A 17,556-nucleotide genomic window follows, 5' to 3' on the forward strand; every position below is an offset into this window, starting at 1 on the left:
GCGCGGCCCGGTCAGGTGCCCGCCGACCAGGTCTGGAGGCGGCCGGCGACGGACCGGGCGAGGCGGGCCGCGGCACCGGGCGGGCGGTCCACGTCCACGACCACCACGGCCCGGCCGACCCGGAGCGCGATCATCCCGGCGGTCGGCCCGAGCTCGTAGGCCCGCCCGGCGGGGATGTCGGGGCGCTCCCGCGCCTGCGACTGGACCGCCTCCAGCGCTTCGAGCATCCGCTCGGCCGCCTCGGGCGTCTCCGCCACCCAGCGCACGCTGACCGTCAGCCCGCGGACCGCCGTCTCGGGCACCGCGTCGTCCCCGGCCTTCGCACCGCCGGAGGCGTGGGGGGTCGGCGACGTCCCGGCCTTGCCGGCCGCCTTCCCGGTCGCCTTGCCGGTGGCGCTGGCCTTGGCGGACGGCGTCGCCGACGGCTTCGGACCGCCGGACGGCCGCCCCTCACCCGGCCTCTTCCCGGCCGACTCGTTCCAGGTCGTCTCGTACGTGCAGGACACCGGGCGCGGCAGCGTCACGCCGCCGACGCTCGTCCGGGTGGGGCGGGCACCGCGGTCGTCGGCGTGCACGGCGGCCAGGTCGGCCTTCTTCAGCAGCGAGCAGGCGTCCGGCCAGTCGTCCACCGGCACGCCGCCCAGCTCGGCGGGGCCCGTGCCGTCCGGGCCGCCGCGCAGCGCGACCAGCCGCGCCGCACCCGCCGGGCGCGGCGCCGCCTCCGCGACCGCCGCGTACAGCAGCCCGCCCGCCGCCGCCAGCCACGGCCGCGCGCCGGGCAGGTCCGGGTCCGTCGCGAACGGCGCCGGGGTCGTGGACGCCCGGCCGTCCGCCGGGTCCACGACGTCGACCCCCGCCGGGAGGAGCTGGTCCGCCAGGCGCGGCCGCAGCGCGTACACCGTGCCGCCCGCCTCCGCCAGCGCCGCGTATCCGGGGACGTCGCGCGACCACGCCACCGTGCCGGAGGGGACGTCGACCGCCTCCATCCGGTCGGTGCCGGCGCCCTTCCCTTCCTGGTGGCGGACGACCACGAGCCGCCCGCCCGCGAGGACGGCCGGGCACATCCGGTCGCCGCACACCCCGTCGCCGTCCCACTCGGCGATCCGGTCGCCGGCGGCGGTGAACGCGCGCAGCGCCGCCCCGTCCGCGACGAGGACCGCGCCGTCCAGCACCCGCACCTCGGGGGACTCCCCCGCCGCGAGCGTCCGGCTCCACAGGACCCGCCCGTGCCCCGGGTCGACGGCCAGCAGCCGCCCGGGCTGCCGCGGGCAGCCGACCGCGAGCGCCGCGAGGGCGTCGCCCCGCCGCCCGGGGGCGGCCCCGCCGTCCGCCGGATCGCCGGCCGGGTCCAGGGCGTCCGAGGGCTGCGCCGCGCCCTCGAACAGCCGGCAGCCCTTCGGCAGCGGCGTCCGCCACAGCCGCTTCCCGCTCAGCGCGGACACGCCGTACAGGGTGCGGCGGCCGTCGTCGGTGGTCAGCACCACCCCGGCGCCGGCGGGCCAGCGCAGCGTCGCGCGCGACACCGCCGCGGGGCGCTCGCCGTCGCGCCGCCACAGCTGCGCGCCCGACAGCTCGTCGAACCCGACGAGCAGCCGCTCGCCGCGCCGCCCGTCCCGCTCGAAGTAGGCGACGAGGCGGGACCGGGTGGACGTCCAGCCGAGCAGCGTCCACCCGGTGCGGCGGTAGCTCCAGCGCGGGGCGCCGTTCCGCGCGTCCCGGACCACCAGGCCGCCGCCGGACGCCGCGACGACCTGCCCGCGCGCCACGTCGTAGGCGACGCCGTCGTACCCGGCGGCCGATCCCCCGTGGATGCGCGTGGTGTCCTCCCAGCTCACCGCGAGCGGTCCGGGCGGCGGGCCGACGTCGGTCTGCGGCGCGACCGGCTGCGAGGTGACGGTGTGGCGGACCTGCCACCACTCGGCGTGCAGGACGAACCGCTCGACGAGGACCGCGCACAGCGCGACGGCGAGGGCGCCCGCGACGAGGCCGAGCGCCACGCGGACGCCGCCACCCGGCCCCGGCCGGCCGTCAGGCCGCCGCCGGCTCCCGCCCACGCCCGTGCCGCCTCCCTGTTCCGCCGACCGCATGTCCGTCCACTGGCCGCATAGTGTGGACCCCCACCTTGCCGTGTCGCGCCCGCCCGCGCGACACGGCCCGGACGGATTCGCCCGGGGACGCCCCGCCCTCCCGGGCCGGGCACCACCGGAACCAGCAGGGAGGGTACGTGGAGGTCTTCACCCGGTGGCGCACCTGGGACGCCGCCCGCGCGGACCTGGAGTCGTCCGGCGACGGCGCCCGCGTCGACCTCGGCGCGCTGGCCGCTGCGGCGGACGCGGCGCGGCGCTGGCACGGCGACCAGCGGCGCCCGACCGGCGAGCCGTACGTCGAGCACCTGCTGGAGGCCCTGGAGGTGCTCGTCCGCGGCGCGGGCGTCACCGATCCGGCGATGCTGTCCGCCGTGCTGCTGCACGACGTGGTGGAGGACACCCCGGCCACGCTCGCCGACGTCGAGGACGCATTCGGGCCCGAGGTGACCGAGCTGGTCGACTGGGTCACCAAGCCGCCGGCGGGCGGCGCCGGGCGGCAGGCGAAGCGCGCCGCGAAGTCCGCGTACCTGCGCCGGCTGCGGGACGCCCCGCCGGAGGCGGTCCTGGTGAAGCTCGCCGACCGGGTCAGCAACGTCCAGCGGCTGGACCGGATGCCGCCGGACTTCCAGCGCCGCTACTACGCCGAGACGGTCACCTACATCGTCCCGCTGGCCGAGCCGCACCCGTGGTTCGCGGCCTGGTACGCCGAGTGGCGCGAGGCGTTCTCGCACCTGCGCTAGCCCGGCCGATGACCGGTCGGTCACAAAGTGGGATGATCGGGCGCATGGAACGCGAGTGGGTGGTCGAGGAGAGCGTCGCGATCGAGGCCGGCACGCGGGCGGTCTACGCCGCGGTCGCCGACCTGCGGCGGATGCGCGAGTGGAGCCCCGAGGTCTTCGCGACGTGGATCCGCGGGCGGGCCGTCCGGCCCGGCACGAAGTTCGTCGGGTTCAACCGGCTCGGCTGGCGGGTCTGGTTCACCACCTGCGAGGTGACGGTGGCCGTCCCCGGCGAGGCGTTCGCCTTCCGCGTGTCGAGCTTCGGCCTCCCGGTGGCGCTGTGGGGCTACCGCATCGAGGACGTCGGCGGCGCGGACGGCGCCCGGACGCGGCTCACCGAGTACTGGGAGGACCTGCGGCGGGGCACCCGCGGCGCGGGGCTGGTCTCGCTGCTCGGGAAGGTGTTCACGGGCGTCCCGGCCGAGGAGCGCGCCGCGCTCAACCGCGCGGGCATGCGGGCCACCCTCGGCCGGATCAAGGCGGGCGTCGAGCGCGGCTGAGCCGGGCGTCGAGCGCGACCGGGCCGCGCGGCGCCACCGGAGGGCGGGCCGCCCTTGGCAGCAAAACGAGAACCTGTTCTACTTACCGGTGTGACAAGTGCCGCGCAAGTCCATCCGATCCAGGGGCACGAGGTCGCGCTTCCGGTACAGATCCGGGACGCCGCCGTCGCCTCGGCCATGTTCGCCGTCCCGGCCGCCGCCGCGCAGGCCGTCATCGCCTACTCCGGCTTGGAGATCGCCGAGGTGTGGTCGGGCCGAGGAGGCAGGTCGGGGTCGGTCGGCCGGGGAGGAAGAGCGATCTGCTCGCTGGCGTTCGTCCGCTACGCCGACGGCGACCTCGGGCCGTACCACGAGTTCGCGGTCGCGTTCCTCGTGCGCCCGCCCGGGACGCCGCCGCCGTCCGGCAGGCTCGGGCGGCTGCGCGGCATGCGGGACGTGGGCGCGTTCATCCACTGGCTCCCCGTGAACCAGGAGTTCACCCTGGAGTGCGGGCGCAGCATCTGGGGCTTCCCCAAGGAGCTCGCCGACATCCCCATGGACCTGGCCGGACGCGTCAAGCGGTGCGCCGTGCGGTTCGGCGGCCGCACCGCCATCGAGGTCGCCGTGCGGCCCGGCGCGCCGATGCCGGGCGGCGCCGGAGCGCCCAAGGTGGACGCGTACTCGTGCCTGGACGGCGTCACCCGCCGGACGCCGTGGACGCTCACGCCGTCCGACGTCCGGATGCGCCCAGGCGGCGCCAAGGTCGTCTTGGGCGACCATCCGGTGGCCGAGGAACTGCGGTCTCTGGGCCTGGACCGGGCGCGCGCGCTGAGCAGCACCACGGTCGGGCACCTGTCGATGACCTTCGACCCGGCCGAGGAGGTGCGCCCATGAGGCGGACGGCCCTGGTCGCCGGCGCGGCCCGCGGCGTCGGGGCGCTCGCGGCGCGGCGGCTCGCCGCGGCGGCGTGGGACGTCGTCGCCGTGGACACCGACGAGGTCGGGCTCGCGGCCACCGCGCTGCGCTCGCCGAACACCCACGTCCGCACCTGCGACGTCACCGACCCCGAGGACGTGGCGGACATCCTGGGCGTGACCGGGGCCGTGCACCGGCTCGTCATCGCCCCGCCGCCCGCCTACGCCCCACCGCCTACCTACGCACCGCCGCCCGCCTACGCACCGCCCGGCGCGCTGGAAGCGCCGCTGGACGAGGTGATGCGGCGCGCGTTCCTCGGTCCCGCCGCCCTTGTGAGCGCGGCGCTGCCCGGGATGCTGGAGCGCGGCGCGGGCGAGGTGATCGTCATCGTGCCGTCCGGCGCGTCCCCCGCGACGGCCGCCGCGTCCGCCGCCGCCCGCGCCTACGTCGAGGCCCTCGCGGCCGAGCACCACGGGCGCGGCGTCGCGTTCCGCTGCGTGAGCCCGCCCGCCGGCGTCCCCGACCGGCTCGTCCTCGACGAGATCGACCGGTCACTGGCGCGGCCCGGCGACGTGCACGTGGCGCCCGGCGGGAGGACCGGGCCGCTGCGCCTCGCGCTGCGCCGCCCGCGCCCGCCCCGGGCGTCGGCGCCGCCGCGCTGAACGTCGGGGGGACCGCATAGGCTTGTCTCTTTCGCCCCTTAGGGCGCCGGGGGCCGTCCCCGGCGAGCCGAGCGCGAGGAGCAGCCTGCATGTCGTCCCAGGTCACCGGGCGGCCGACCGAGCCCGGCGGCACGGTCAAGGACCGTGAGATCGCCGCCGAGCAGCGGTACGTCGACATCGCCTACGCGCGGCTGGAGGAGATGCGCGCGGACGCCCAGGCGATGATCCGCGAGGGCTACCGGCAGTCGCTCGCCGGCACGAAGGGCTCCCTGGTGGACCGCGACGCGATGGTCCACCAGGCGGCGCTGCGCGCCCAGGCCCTCGACATCGCCGACGACGGGCTGGTGTTCGGCCGGCTCGACCTCGCCCCCGGCGAGAAGCCGTCCGGCGAGGTCCGCTACGTCGGCCGGATCGGCGTGCGCACCACCGAGCACGACTCCCTGGTCATCGACTGGCGCGCCCCCGCCGCCGAGGACTTCTACCGCGCCACCCCCGAGGACCCGCGCGGCGTCGTCCGGCGCCGCGTCCTGCACTCGCGCGGCCACACCGTCGTCGACCTGGAGGACGACCTCCTCGACCCCGACGCCGCCGACGGCATGACGATCGTCGGCGACGGCGCGTTCCTCGCCTCCCTCGCCCGCGCCCGCGAGGGCGCGATGCGCGACATCGTCGCGACCATCCAGCGCGAGCAGGACGAGGTGATCCGCGCGCCCGCCGACGGGACCGTCCTGGTCCGCGGCGCCCCCGGCACCGGCAAGACGGCGGTCGCCCTGCACCGCGTCGCCTACCTGCTGTTCCGGCACCGCCGCCGGTTCGGCTCGCGCGGCGTGCTGGTGGTCGGCCCGAACCGCCGCTTCACCGCCTACATCGAGCGGGTGCTGCCGTCCCTCGGCGAGGGCTCGGCGACGCTCCGCTCCCTCGGCGACCTCGTCGACGGCGTCACCGCGACCGTCCACGACACGCCCCCGCTCGCCGCGCTGAAGGGGTCGGAGGCGATGGCGGCCGTGCTGCGGCGCGCCGTCGCCGACCACGCCCCGGGCGCGCCCGACGAGCTGCGCGTGGTGTTCAAGGGCGTCGTCGTCTCCCTCGACCGGCGGACCCTCGACCGCGTCCGCAACGACGTGCACCGGCGCAGCCGGGGCAGCGTGAACGCGGCCCGCCGCCAGGTCGCCGAGATGCTGCTGGACGCCCTGTGGCGGCGGTTCAACGACCTCGGCGGGCCGGAGGCCGCGCGGGAGGCGGAGGGCGCCGAGGCCGGCCTGTGGAACGCGATCCTCGCCGCCGACGGCCTCGCCTCCCTGGACGACGAGACCGGCCGCCCGGCGGGCGACGGCACGCCCCGCGAGCAGTTCGACGCGCGCGTCCGCGAGCAGCGCGAGTTCGCCGACTTCCTCGTGGCGTTCTGGCCGATCCGCCGCCCCGCCGACGTGCTCCGCTCGCTCGGCGACCCGGACCGGCTGCACCGCGCCGCCGGGCGCGAGCTGCACCGCGACGACGTCGCCCGGCTCGCGGCGTCCTGGGCCGCCCCCGCCGGCGGCGACGCCCCGTTCAGCTACCAGGACGTCGCCCTGATCGACGAGCTCGACGCGCTGCTCGGCGCACCGCCGCGCCCGTCCCGCCGCCGCGCGTCCGCCGCCGCCGACGACCCGTTCGTGGTCGACGGCGTCAACATCCTCACCGGCGAGGAGGTCGCGGAGGACGACTGGGAGCCGGAGATGCAGGAGCTCACCACGTCGATGGAGCGGCTGGAGCGGTCCCGCCGCGTCGACGACGGCGTGGTGGAGGAACGCCCCGAGTACGCGCACATCGTCGTGGACGAGGCGCAGGACCTGTCGCCGATGCAGTGGCGGATGCTCGGCCGCCGGGGCCGCCAGGCCAGCTGGACGGTCGTGGAGGACCCGGCGCAGAGCGCCTGGGAGGACCTCGCCGCCGCCCGCACGGCCATGGAGGCGGCGCTCAGCGGGGAGCGCCCGTCGTCCCGGAACCGCCGCCGCCGCAAGCCCGCGCCGCGCCGCACCCGGCACGAGTACGAGCTGACGACGAACTACCGCAACTCCACCGAGATCGCCGCCGTGTCCGCGCGGGTGCTGGCGCGCGCGCTGCCCGAGGCGCGGCCGGCCCGCGCCGTCCGCTCCTCGGGGATCGCGCCGGCCGTCCGCGTCCTCCCCGAGGCCGGCCTCCCCGCCGCCGCGCGGGAGGCCGCCGAGGAGCTGCTCGGGCAGGTCGAGGGGACGATCGGAGTGATCGTCCCGTTCCATCCGGCCGAGACGCACGACGAGGGCACGATCCCGCTGCCGCACGAGATCGCGTCCGCGCGGTGGGACGCCGCCGCCCGCGCGCGCCTCGCCGCCGGGCTGCCCGACCGCGTCCAGGTCCTCGACGTGCTGGAGGCCAAGGGCCTGGAGTTCGACGCCGCGGTGATCGCCGCCCCCGAGACGGTCGCCGCGCAGTCGCCCAACGGGCTCCGCGTCCTGTACGTGGCCGTCTCCCGCGCCACCCAGCACCTGGTCGTCCTGACGTCCGCGCCGGAGTGGGAGGGCATCCTGCTGTCCGGCTGACGCGCGCGGCGCGGGCCGGGCCCGGATCCGCGGATCCGGGCCGGGTGCCCGCCGGTCAGTTCTCCAGCCCGGCGAACGCGCCGGGCTCGTACGAACCGCCCTTGCTGCGGCAGATCACGCCGAGCCGGTTGGCCGCGTTGATCATCGCGACGAGGTAGACGAGCGCGGCGATCTGGTCGTCGTCGTAGTGCTCGCGCACCAGCGCCCACGTCTCGTCGGACACGCCGTGGTGGGCGTCGGCGAGCCGGGTGCCCTCCTCGGCGAGCGCGAGCGCGGCCCGCTCCGCCTCGGTGAACACGGTCGACTCGCGCCAGGCGGCGACCAGGCCCAGCCGGACGGCGGTCTCCCCCGCCGCCGCGGCGTCCTTGCTGTGCACGTCCACGCACCAGCCGCAGCCGTTGATCTGGCTGGCGCGCAGCATCGCCAGATTCTGGACGCTCTCGGGCAGCGACGACTGCTGGATCGCCAGGCTGACGTTGAAGAACCGCTTGCCGATCTTGGCGCCGAGCGCGTTGGCCATCAGGTCGAACCGGGATTCCATGGCTTCTCCTCTGTAGCGGACTCCGAAGTGGGCTCCGTGGCGGGGCCGTGCGCCGCGCGGCCCGTCCGCGCGGCGTCCTGATGCCATGGAGATGCCGGCGCCCCGGCCCCTGTGACGGCGCCGCGCTGTGACCTACGCCACCGGCCGCACCTGTCACAGGGCGGCGGCGGGCGGCATCTCATGCGCGTGGCAGCCTTGACGACGAGCAGACAGGAGCCGGCGATGAACGACCCCGAGGAGCGAGCCAGCACTCCGCTGGAGCCGGCGAGCACCCCGCCGGAGCGGCCCGGCCGCGCCGACGCCGCCACGGAGGCGTTCGTCGCCCACCGCAACCTGCTGTTCACCGTCGCCTACGAGATGCTCGGCTCCGCCGCCGACGCCGAGGACGTCCTCCAGGAGACCTGGCTGCGCTGGATCGGCGTCGACCTCGACGGCGTGCGGGACCGGCGCGCCTACCTCGTGCGGATCACCACCCGCCAGGCGCTCGGCCGGCTCCGCACGCTCCGCCGCCGCAAGGAGTCCTACATCGGCCCCTGGCTGCCCGAGCCGCTGCTGACCGCGCCGGACGTGGCCGACGACATCGAGCTGGCCGACAGCCTCTCGATGGCGATGCTGCTGGTGCTGGAGACGCTCGCGCCGACCGAGCGGGCCGTGTTCGTGCTGCGCGAGGTGTTCGACCTGCCCTACGACGAGATCGCCGAGGCGGTCGGCAAGTCGCCCGCCGCCGTCCGCCAGATCACCAGCCGCGCCCGGGCGCACGTCGCGGCGCGCCGGCCGCGCGGCCCCGTCTCCCCGGACGAGACCGCCGGCGCGCTGGAAGCGTTCCGGCGGGCGATCGAGACCGGCGACCTGCAGCGGCTGCTCGACGTCCTCGCGCCGGACGTCGTGTTCCTCGGCGACGGCGGCGGGGTCGCGCAGGCCGCGCTGGAGCCCATCACCGGAGCCGACCTGGTGGCGCCGCTGGCCGCGGGCCTGAACCGGTTCGGCGCCGCCGCGTCGCTGCGTCCCGCGCACGTCAACGGCTACCCGGCGCTGGTGTTCCGGCTCGACGGCGAGATCGACACCGTCATCGCGGTGCGCATCGACGACGGCCTCATCACCGGCCTCTACGCCGTCCGCAACCCCGAGAAGCTGTCGCGCATGACCGAGGAGACCCCCGTCCTGCGCTGAACCGCGGGCGGCGACGGGGGCGAGCGGCGACGGGGGGGACGACGGCGACGGGGCGCGCGGCGGGCCGGGCGCGGTTAGGCTGGCGCTGCCTCCTTACGACACCGCCAGAACGGAGATCGATGAGCGGCCGGAATCCCGCCCCCCGCCGCAGTTACGGCGGCCGCTCCGCCGAGGAGCGCCGCGCCGACCGGCGGGAGCGGCTGCTCGGCGCCGGCCTCGAACTGTTCGGGACCCGCGGCTACGCGGCGACCTCCATCGAGCGGCTCTGCGCCACCGCCAGCGTGTCCACCCGCAACTTCTACGAGGAGTTCTCCGGGCGCGAGGAACTGCTCACCGCCCTGCACCGGAGCATCAACGAGCGCGCCCGCGCGGCCCTCGACACCGCCTACGCCGAGGCCGCCGCCGACCCGCTGCCCGCCCGCGTCGAGCGCGCGGTCCGCGCCTTCGTGACCGTCACCGCCAGCGACCCGCGCTGGGCGCGCATCGCGTTCGTCGAGGTCATCGGGGTCAGCGCCGGCCTCGAACGGCACCGGCTCCAGTGGCGCGCGCACTGGGAGGAGACGATGCTCGCGATGATCCGGGAGGCCGTCGGGCGCGGCGAGGCCGCCGACCGCGACTACCGCCTCACCGTCATCGCGATCATCGGGGCCGTGAACAACCTCGTCCACCACTGGTCCGCCCGCGACCAGACGATCCCGCTGGACGACATCACGGCGGAGCTGACCCACCTGATCCTGTCGGCGATCAGATGATCGGCGGGCGGCCCGTCCGCGTCATGCGCCACGCGGTGCGGTAGGAGATGGGGCGGCGGGGGCCCGCCGGCTTGCGCCAGCCCTCCAGGAAGCCCTTGAACCACGGCTTCAGGGCGCTCGGCTTGCGCTCGCGCAGCAGGGTCATGCCGATCCACACCGCGAGGTAGGTGAACGCCAGCGGCCACGGCAGGTTGCGGCGGGCCAGCCAGACGCGGTTGCGGGCGTTGTACCGGTAGAACATGTCGTGCCGGGTCGGCAGGACGGCCGGGTGGAACATCACCGCGGACGCGTCGTACACGATGTGGTAGCCGGCGTTGAGGATCTGCCACGCGAGGTCGGTCTCCTCGTGGGCGTAGAAGAAGTCCTCCGGCAGGCCGCCGCCCGCGTCGAACGCGGCGCGGCGGATCGCGCACGCGCCGCCGAGGAACGTCGTGGCCTCCGACGAGCGCTCCGGGTCCCCGGCGCGCAGCCGGGGGACGTGCCGGCGCTCGCCCCGCCCGCCCTCCGGGTCGCGGACCCGGAACGACACGACGCCGAGCGCCGGGTCGGCGGCGAACCGGTCCCGCAGGTAGGTGCCGAGGCGGGTGGAGCGGTACCAGCCGTCGTCGTCGAGGAACAGCACCACGTCGCCGCTGGACGCCTCGACGCCGCGGTTGCGGCCGGCCGGGATGCCGACGTTCGTCGGCAGGCTGATCGTCTTGACGCGCTCGTCGTCGAACGGCGGGACCCCGGCGCGGTCGCCCACGGGGTCGACGCCGTTGCCGACGAGGACGACCTCGACGTCCGCGTGCTCCTGCTCCAGCGCGCTGCGCACGGCGCGGGCCAGCTCGTCCGGGCGGTTGCCCATGGTCAGGACGACGACGCTGAGTTTCACTTCAGTCTCCGGGAGGCCAGGATGCTGACCAGGTGCAGCAGGGTCTGGACGACCGCGACGACCGCGACGGCGACCATCAGCACGCGGATCGCGACGGGGGTGTCCGCACCGGTCAGGGTGTCGATCAGGGCGGCGGCCAGGATCAGCAGCGACAGCTCGACGGCGCCGATGATGCGGTGGAAGCGCAGCATCGACGCGGCCTGGCGGGCCAGCGCGATCCCGGTGGAGCGGGGCCGCAGCGCCCGGTCGCCGCCGGACGGGTCGGCGGGCAGCCCGGACTTGGCGCGGGCCACCACGACGTTGTCGGTCTCCGCCTTGATCAGCGCGGCGCCGAGCGCGGCGACGAGGCCGAGCTCGGCCCAGCCGCCGTTCTTCCAGCCGCCCTGCGCGGCGAAGCCGAGCCCGATGAGCAGGGAGATCTCCGACAGGTAGTGGCCGATGCGGTCGAGGAAGACCCCCGCCACCGACGTCCGCCGCAGGTACCGGGCGACCTCGCCGTCCACGCAGTCGAGCAGCAGGTAGACCTGGATGAGCAGGGCGCCGCCGAGGGCCGTCCACAGCGCGCCCGTGCCGGACGCGGGCAGCGACACCACGACGCCGGCGACGATGCCGCTCAGCATCATCAGGTAGGTGAGCTGGTTCGGGCTGAACCCGAGGCGCAGCGCGATCCACCCGAAGTACGGGGACAGGTCGCGCATGTAGAGGCGGCCCGCCCAGTGCTCCTCGTTCCGCCGGTCCTTCAGGCCGGGCGGCTGCCCGTACCGGCGGATGTCGGCGACCTTCGCCGCCTTGCGCGGCGGACGCTGGTCGCCCGCGTCCGGCGGACCGGGGTCGGGCGCGGGCTGTCCGGGGAGCTCAGCCTCCATGGGCCTGGACATACTCTTCCACCGCCTTGAGCGTCTCGCCCTTGTCGAGGCCGAGGTGTTCCAAGATCGTATAGCGGCCGGGACGGGTGCGCGGGGCGTACAGCACGGCCTCCGCGAACTGCTCCTCGGTCAGGCCGACGTCGGCCGGGAACCGGGGCAGCCCGTGCCTGCCGAGGCAGGTGAGGATCTCCGCGAGCCGCTCCGCGGCGGTGTCGCCGGCGTCCGCGCCGCCGAGCCGGCTGGCGCGCAGGTGGTAGCAGAACGCCGCGCCGATCCCCGCCAGCTCCCCGTGGTTGGCCGTCCCCGGGTAGAGCTGGTCGATGGCGTGCAGGATCTCGTGGTCGCCGCCGCTCGCCGGACGCGAGTCGCCCGCGAACGACATCGCCATCCCCGACAGCACGAGGCCCTCGGCGAGGACGGTGAGGAACCGGTCGGACTCGATGGAGCCCGGCTGGTGCAGCAGCGCCTCCGCGGCGGTGCGGGCGACGGTCAGCGCCATCCGGTCGACGCGCTCGCCGCACTGCTCGGCGGCGAGGAGCCAGTCGTCCACCGCGGAGAAGTTGCTGACCACGTCGCCGATCCCGGCGCGGACGAGCCGGTCGGGCGCGGTGTGCACGTAGTCGAGGTCGACGACCATCGCCAGCGGCATCACGACGCCGAACGAGCCCTTGCCCTTGTCGTGCTCCAGGGACGCGACCGGGGAGCAGATCCCGTCGTGCGACAGGTTCGTGGCGACCGACACCATCGGGATGCCCGACAGCGTCGCCGCGTACTTGGTCGCGTCGATCGTCCGGCCGCCGCCGATGCCGACGACGGCCTCGAACGTCCCGCCGCGCAGCTTGCCGGCGAGGCCGACGGCGGCGTCGACGGTGCCGCCCTCCACCTGGAACACCTCGCAGGCGGACAGGGACGGGCGGACGTGCTCGGCGATGTGGTCGCCCTGGCCTTGGCCGACGGCGATGGCCACCCGTCCCTCGGTGGCGATGCGCTTGTCGGCGAGCAGCTCGCCCAGGGCGGCGACGGCGCCGCGCCGCACGTCGATGGAGAGCGGCGCGTTCAGCATCCGCGTCAGCAGGGGCATGGGCCTCCTCGCTCGGGGTCGTCCCGCGTGTGGCGCCGGCGGCGTCAGTAGGTCTTGGCGATCCGGCGGGCCTTCTCCAGGTCGTCGTGGTTGTCCACCTCGACCCACTCGACCGCGCCGATCGGCGCGACCGCGATGCGGCCGCCCCGGTTCACCAGCTCCTGGTAGCCGTCCTCGTAGTACTGGTCGGGGTTCGCCTCCCACGTCGCCTTGAGGGCGTCCGCGAGGGGCTCCGCGGCGGCGGGCTCGATCAGGGTGGCGCCGATGTACTCGCCGTAGGCGGTCGACGGGTCCATCAGCTTGGTGATCGTCTTCAGGTGCTCGCCCTCGTCGAGGATGACCTTCATCTCCTCGTCGGCGAGAGTTTTCACGTTGTCCACGGCGAGGAGGATGTCCGGTCCGCGGTTGGCCAGTAGCGTCTTCTCGACGCTCACCGGATGGACCGTGTCGCCGTTGACCATGAGGACGCCCTTGGAGAAGTGCTCCCGAGCCAGCCACATGGAGTAGGCGTTGTTCCACTCCTCGGCCTTGTCGTTGTGAACCAGCGTGATGGACACGCCGTACTTCTCCTCGAGGGCGGCCTTGCGCTCCTCGACCGCGCCGGCGCAGTAGCCGACGACGATGACCACGTCGGTCAGGCCGACCTCGGCGAGGTTGCCGAGCGCGATGTCCAGGATGGTGGTCTCGCCGTCCACGGGGACCAGGGCCTTGGGGAGGGTATCGGTGTACGGCCGCAGCCTCCGGCCCGCGCCCGCCGCCAGCACCATGCCGATCATGCTTTCTCTTCCTCCCAGTCGACCATCACACCGCCGCCGCGACCGGACCGCGCCCACGTGGCGACGCCCTCGCTGCCGAACAGCACACCAAGGTAGGCGGCCAGCGCAGCGTACGCGAGCGGAAGCAGTCCGCAGAGGCCCGCGAAGGCCACACAGAGCATCCGGCCCTCCCAGCCGAGCCCGGCGCGGAGGGCGAGCCCCCGCGCCCGGAATCCCTGGCGGGAGCGGTACGCGACGTCGCAGTGGTGGAGCGCGAGGACGGCCGCCAGCACGTAGACGAGCGGTGCCGACACTCCCTGCGCAAACCCCAGTACGGCGAGGTAACCATACTCGATCGCGCGGATTATGGGCGGTACGAGCCAGTCCAGCCGTCCGGTGTGCGGATGGCCTGCGGAAGGACCCGCCAGCAGGATCACCACGATCGGGGCGAGCAGCGCGGGCGCCGGCGGGCCGGGCGCACCCGCGGCGAGCAGCAGCGCGGTGACGCCCGCGGCGGCGGCCGCGGCGGGCAGCGGCGGGAGCCGGCCGCGCGCCGTCCGGCCCAGCACCAGGCACACCGGCCCGTCGTCGCGGTGGTCCCCGACCTGGACGGCGGCGTTCACCGGTCCGCCGATCCCGGCAGGGGCGCCGCGTGCGCGAACGAGCCGTGCGCGTGCCCGGCGAGGACGAACGCGGCCGCGGCCGAGCCCCACACCAGCAGGACCGTGAAGGTGACCCGGGCGCCCGCGAGCGCGGCGGTGACGGCGACCAGCGCGAACCGCTCGCCGGCCGGGAGCGCGAGCGCCCGCACCGCGCGGCGCGCGACCTCGTTGCGGACGCGGTCCCGCCGCGGGCGCCGGCCGTACCGGGACGCCGCGTAGGACACGTCCATCGTGTGGCGGACCGACAGGAGCGTCAGCGCGGCCACCGCCGCCGCCCACGCGTTCCCGGCGAGGCCGGGCCCGCCCGGCGGCTCCGCGCCCGCGCCGGCCGCGAGGCCCGCGTACACGGCGGCCTCCTTGGCCCGGCCGAGCACGCCCGCCGGCCACGCGGCCCCGGGCGCGCCCTCCGCGCGCGCCAGCCCGCCGTCCACGCAGTCCAGCACGAACGAGGCGTACAGCAGGCCCGCGCCCGCGATCATCCCGGCGCGGGAGCCGGCGGAGAACCAGACCGCAGCCAGCGCCCCGAAGCAGAACGAGATGCCCGCGACGGTCTCGGGCGCGAGGCCGCGCGACGCCGCCCAGCGCACGAGGTACGGGGCGTACCCGCCGACCGCGTACGCCGCGACGAGGCCGTCGCCGCGGTGCGACGGGCCGCGCCGGCGCTCCGCGCGCCCGGGCGCCCCGCGTGCGGCGGCCCGCTCCGGGCGGGCGCGGTTCTCCTCCACGGCGTCGGCCGCCTCCGGTACGTTGAGCGTGGCGGGCCGGCGCCAGGGGCGCACCCTGGCCATCGGCGCCTCCAGGCGAGATCGAAGCGTGCGGATGACCGCTCAGCGTAGCGATTCGGTGACCGGGTGTCGCAGGAACGGGCGCGCACGTCCCGCGGGCGGCGCCGAGCGGCGCGAGCGGCGGTGAAAGGGAGAGATGGCGGCGCGGACGGTGGCGGTGGTGCTCGCCGGCGGGGTCGGCGAGCGCATGGGCGCGGGACGCCCCAAGCAGCTCATCGAGGTGGGCGGGCGGCCGATCCTGGCGCACGCGATCGCCGCGTTCGACGCGCATCCCGGCGTCGGCGAGGTGCTGGTGGTGATGGCCGCCGGGCACCTGCGCGAGGCGGGCGTGATCGCGGCGCCGTTCCGCAGCATCACGGGCGTGGTAGAGGGCGGCGCGACCCGCACCGCCTCGACCGTCGCGGCGCTGCGCGTGCTGGAGGACCGCCCCGACGACACGCGCGTGCTGTTCCACGACGCGGCCCGCCCGTTCGTGGACGCCCCGGTCATCGACCGGGTGCTGGACGCGCTGGACGGCCACGACGCCGTCGCAGTGGGCGTGCCGTCGCCGGACACGATCGTCGTCGTCGAGGACGGGGTGGTCGCGTCCATGCCGCCGCGCGAGACGATGAGCCGGTTCCAGACCCCGCAGGGGTTCCGGCTCGGCACCATCCGCAAGGCCTACGAGCTGGCCCTCGCCGATCCGGCGCTGCGCGCCACCGACGACTGCGGGATCGTGCACCGCTACCTGCCGGACGTGCCGATCCGGGTGGTCGCGGGCAGCGAGCGCAACCTCAAGGTCACCCAGCCGCTCGACGCGGTGGTCGCCGAGCACCTCGCCCAGGAGGACCTGCCTTGATCTTCGAGAAGTCCCCGGCCGTCATCGGGCACCGCGGCTACGGCGCGGGCCGGCCCACCCCGCCCGGCGCGTCGTCGCCGGTCGCGGAGAACACCCTGGAGTCCCTGCTCGCCGCCGCCGAGGCGGGGCTGTCCTGGGTGGAGATCGACGTGACCCGCACCGCCGACGACCACCTCGTCCTGCGGCACGACCCGACCGTCGAGGGCGGCGACCACATCGTGGACATGCCCGCCGACGCCAGCGGCCTGCCGCTGCTCGCCGACATCTTCGAGGCGCTGCCCGCGGACGTGGCGGTCGACGTCGACGTCAAGACCGTGCTGGAGGACGCGGTGGACGCCCCGTCTCGCCGGACGGGGGCTCTGCTGCTGCCGGTGCTGAAGCGGGAGGCGCGGCGGCGCCGGCTGCTGGTCACCTCGTTCGACCCGGCGCTGCTGGTGTTCCTGCGCGGCGAGCTGCCGGACGTCCCGCTGGGCCTGCTGACCTGGCTGCGGTTCCCGATGTGGCACGCGGTCCCGGCCGCGGCCGGGCTGGACCTGCAGGCCATCGCGGTGCACACCGGCTCGTGCGGGTTCGAGCACCCCGACAGCCGGCTGCGGCCGCTGGAGCACTGCGTCGACGTCGCGCACGAGGCGGGCCTGGACGTGATCGCCTGGTGCCCGGCCGCCGACCGCGCCCCGGACTACGCGTCCGCAGGAGTGGACGCGATGGTCGTCAACGACATCCCCGGGGTCCTGTCGGCACTGGCGTAGTGGAGAGGCCGGCGAAGCGCAGGGGCGCCCTCAGACCGCCCCGAGGTCGGCCTCCACAGAGAACGGAGCCGACACCCTGACCTTGCCGGTGAACACCTCTCCGTCCCGGTAGGCCCCGCTCGCCGGGTCCAGAACATAGGTGTACAGCAACGGAACACCGGTGGCTGCTTGCTCCACTCTCCAGTAGAAGGCGATGCCCGCCTTGGCGTACTGATCCACCTTCACGACCCGGTCGGTGGTCTCCGAGCCCGGCGAGACCACCTCGGCCACCAGAAGCACGTGCTCGGGGCGGGTCGGCACGATGTCGATCGTGTCCGCCCGGTACACGACGACGTCGGGACGGCGATTGGTGAGCGGAACGTCCTGCAGTCGGACGTCGAAGTCCGTGTCGGCGTTCCAGTCCGGGCCTCCCGCCTCGTCCAAGGCGTTCGCCAGGATCCGAGCGAGGCGGTTGTGGCGCTTGGAAGCGCTGGGACTCACGACGACCATCCCGTCCACGACTTCGATGCCCGCGCACTGCTCCTCGGACCAGGAGTCGTACTGCTCCGCTGTGATCTGCTCGTGCATCCACGCGGGAGCGACCATCTCGGCGGTCATGGCGCACCTCCCCGAGCCCGCCCTGCGGACCGGCCCTGACCAGCTCAGCGTACCGTCCCGGCCACGCTAGCGGTCGCGGCGCAGGTCGTCGCCGCCGTACATCTGGGTCCACTCGCCGACGCCGTCGCCGGAGCCGCCCTGGGAGGACGGCTTGCCGCCGTCGTCGTCGAACGGCACCGCGCCGGACGCCGGACGCGACCCGCCCTGCGGCGCGGACGGCGACGGCGACGGGGAACCCGGCTGCGCCGAGCGCCCGTACTGGGGCTGCCCAGAAGGCTGTGCGGCGGGCGGCGCGTACTGGGGAGGCCGCCCCCACGGCGAGTCCTGTGCGGGCGCCTGAGGCCCGCCCAGCGGCGCCGGAGCTCCGGGGGCGCCCGGCGCTCCGGGCGGCGGGCCCATCGGCGCG

General features: G+C 75.7%; 18 protein-coding genes and 1 pseudogene. 9 read left to right on the forward strand and 10 right to left on the reverse strand.

Features of this window, described 5'->3' with window-relative positions; genetic code table 11:
• Window positions 1–11: 11 nt before the first annotated feature.
• Window positions 12–2,054: a PQQ-binding-like beta-propeller repeat protein gene (locus amrb99_RS24990; protein ID WP_190860224.1), complete on the reverse strand. Its 2,043-nt coding sequence runs from the start codon at window positions 2,052–2,054 to the stop codon at window positions 12–14.
• A gap of 170 nt (window positions 2,055–2,224) precedes the next feature.
• Here amrb99_RS24990 and amrb99_RS24995 point away from each other — a divergent pair, with 170 nt between their 5' ends.
• The 5 genes from amrb99_RS24995 to amrb99_RS25015 all read left to right on the forward strand — a co-directional run bounded on the left by amrb99_RS24995 (window position 2,225) and on the right by amrb99_RS25015 (window position 7,480).
• Window positions 2,225–2,827: an HD domain-containing protein gene (locus amrb99_RS24995; RefSeq protein ID WP_190860226.1), complete on the forward strand. Its 603-nt coding sequence runs from the start codon at window positions 2,225–2,227 to the stop codon at window positions 2,825–2,827.
• A 44-nt stretch (window positions 2,828–2,871) separates the two neighbouring features.
• Complete coding sequence (locus amrb99_RS25000; protein WP_190860228.1) at window positions 2,872–3,366, forward strand: SRPBCC family protein; 495 nt, start codon at window positions 2,872–2,874, stop codon at window positions 3,364–3,366.
• Window positions 3,367–3,456: 90 nt separating this feature from the next.
• Window positions 3,457–4,239, forward strand: coding sequence for an acetoacetate decarboxylase family protein (locus amrb99_RS25005; protein WP_347256839.1), 783 nt, complete (start codon window positions 3,457–3,459; stop codon window positions 4,237–4,239).
• Window positions 4,236–4,922 (forward strand): SDR family NAD(P)-dependent oxidoreductase, encoded by a 687-nt coding sequence (locus tag amrb99_RS25010; RefSeq protein ID WP_190860230.1) that lies wholly within the window; start codon window positions 4,236–4,238, stop codon window positions 4,920–4,922. The genes amrb99_RS25005 and amrb99_RS25010 overlap by 4 nt, the downstream gene beginning before the upstream one ends.
• Before the next feature lie 89 nt (window positions 4,923–5,011).
• On the forward strand, window positions 5,012–7,480 hold the full coding sequence (locus amrb99_RS25015) for an ATP-binding domain-containing protein (RefSeq protein WP_190860232.1): 2,469 nt from the start codon (window positions 5,012–5,014) through the stop codon (window positions 7,478–7,480).
• Window positions 7,481–7,535: 55 nt separating this feature from the next.
• On the opposite strand, the gene amrb99_RS25020 is transcribed toward amrb99_RS25015, so the two are convergent.
• Window positions 7,536–8,021, reverse strand: a complete 486-nt coding sequence (locus amrb99_RS25020; protein ID WP_190860234.1) for a carboxymuconolactone decarboxylase family protein — start codon at window positions 8,019–8,021, stop codon at window positions 7,536–7,538.
• A gap of 222 nt (window positions 8,022–8,243) precedes the next feature.
• Between amrb99_RS25020 and amrb99_RS25025 the strand changes: the two genes are divergently transcribed.
• Together amrb99_RS25025 and amrb99_RS25030 are read left to right on the forward strand one after the other, a co-directional pair.
• The gene (locus tag amrb99_RS25025; RefSeq protein WP_206700091.1) at window positions 8,244–9,191 is read left to right on the forward strand and encodes an RNA polymerase sigma-70 factor; all 948 of its coding nucleotides are present in this window, start codon (window positions 8,244–8,246) and stop codon (window positions 9,189–9,191) included.
• 119 nt (window positions 9,192–9,310) lie between these two features.
• Window positions 9,311–9,943 (forward strand): TetR/AcrR family transcriptional regulator, encoded by a 633-nt coding sequence (locus amrb99_RS25030; protein WP_190860237.1) that lies wholly within the window; start codon window positions 9,311–9,313, stop codon window positions 9,941–9,943.
• Here the strand turns inward: amrb99_RS25030 and amrb99_RS25035 are convergent.
• The 6 genes from amrb99_RS25035 to amrb99_RS52580 all read right to left on the reverse strand — a co-directional run bounded on the left by amrb99_RS25035 (window position 9,936) and on the right by amrb99_RS52580 (window position 14,969).
• On the reverse strand, window positions 9,936–10,817 hold the full coding sequence (locus amrb99_RS25035; protein WP_347256840.1) for a glycosyltransferase family 2 protein: 882 nt from the start codon (window positions 10,815–10,817) through the stop codon (window positions 9,936–9,938). The genes amrb99_RS25030 and amrb99_RS25035 overlap by 8 nt on opposite strands.
• The gene (locus amrb99_RS25040; RefSeq protein ID WP_241755892.1) at window positions 10,814–11,683 is read right to left on the reverse strand and encodes a CDP-alcohol phosphatidyltransferase family protein; all 870 of its coding nucleotides are present in this window, start codon (window positions 11,681–11,683) and stop codon (window positions 10,814–10,816) included. Before amrb99_RS25040 ends, amrb99_RS25035 begins: the two co-directional genes overlap by 4 nt.
• Window positions 11,673–12,746, reverse strand: a complete 1,074-nt coding sequence (locus tag amrb99_RS25045) for an iron-containing alcohol dehydrogenase family protein (protein ID WP_190860276.1) — start codon at window positions 12,744–12,746, stop codon at window positions 11,673–11,675. The genes amrb99_RS25040 and amrb99_RS25045 overlap by 11 nt, the downstream gene beginning before the upstream one ends.
• 62 nt (window positions 12,747–12,808) lie before the next feature.
• Window positions 12,809–13,540, reverse strand: a complete 732-nt coding sequence (locus tag amrb99_RS25050) for a phosphocholine cytidylyltransferase family protein (protein WP_190860242.1) — start codon at window positions 13,538–13,540, stop codon at window positions 12,809–12,811.
• On the reverse strand, window positions 13,537–14,142 hold the full coding sequence (locus amrb99_RS52575; protein ID WP_194737147.1) for a DUF5941 domain-containing protein: 606 nt from the start codon (window positions 14,140–14,142) through the stop codon (window positions 13,537–13,539). Before amrb99_RS52575 ends, amrb99_RS25050 begins: the two co-directional genes overlap by 4 nt.
• On the reverse strand, window positions 14,139–14,969 hold the full coding sequence (locus amrb99_RS52580) for a DUF5941 domain-containing protein (protein ID WP_190860244.1): 831 nt from the start codon (window positions 14,967–14,969) through the stop codon (window positions 14,139–14,141). The genes amrb99_RS52575 and amrb99_RS52580 overlap by 4 nt, the downstream gene beginning before the upstream one ends.
• Before the next feature lie 133 nt (window positions 14,970–15,102).
• Between amrb99_RS52580 and ispD the strand changes: the two genes are divergently transcribed.
• Both ispD and amrb99_RS25070 read left to right on the forward strand, forming a co-directional pair.
• Window positions 15,103–15,804: a 2-C-methyl-D-erythritol 4-phosphate cytidylyltransferase gene (gene ispD / locus amrb99_RS25065; protein WP_190860246.1), complete on the forward strand. Its 702-nt coding sequence runs from the start codon at window positions 15,103–15,105 to the stop codon at window positions 15,802–15,804.
• Window positions 15,801–16,553 carry a glycerophosphodiester phosphodiesterase gene (locus amrb99_RS25070; protein WP_190860248.1) on the forward strand — a complete coding sequence of 251 codons (753 nt, stop codon included), beginning with the start codon at window positions 15,801–15,803 and terminating at the stop codon, window positions 16,551–16,553. The genes ispD and amrb99_RS25070 overlap by 4 nt, the downstream gene beginning before the upstream one ends.
• Window positions 16,554–16,583: 30 nt before the next feature.
• Here the strand turns inward: amrb99_RS25070 and amrb99_RS25075 are convergent, their stop codons facing one another.
• Both amrb99_RS25075 and amrb99_RS25080 read right to left on the reverse strand, forming a co-directional pair.
• On the reverse strand, window positions 16,584–17,150 hold the full coding sequence (locus amrb99_RS25075; protein WP_190860250.1) for a Uma2 family endonuclease: 567 nt from the start codon (window positions 17,148–17,150) through the stop codon (window positions 16,584–16,586).
• Between the two features lie 66 nt (window positions 17,151–17,216).
• Window positions 17,217–17,556, reverse strand: a pseudogene (locus amrb99_RS25080) (hypothetical protein); the annotation flags it as partial.

Origin of the sequence: Actinomadura sp. RB99, from assembly GCF_014706005.1 — a bacterium.
In the GTDB taxonomy this organism is placed as follows: domain Bacteria; phylum Actinomycetota; class Actinomycetes; order Streptosporangiales; family Streptosporangiaceae; genus Spirillospora.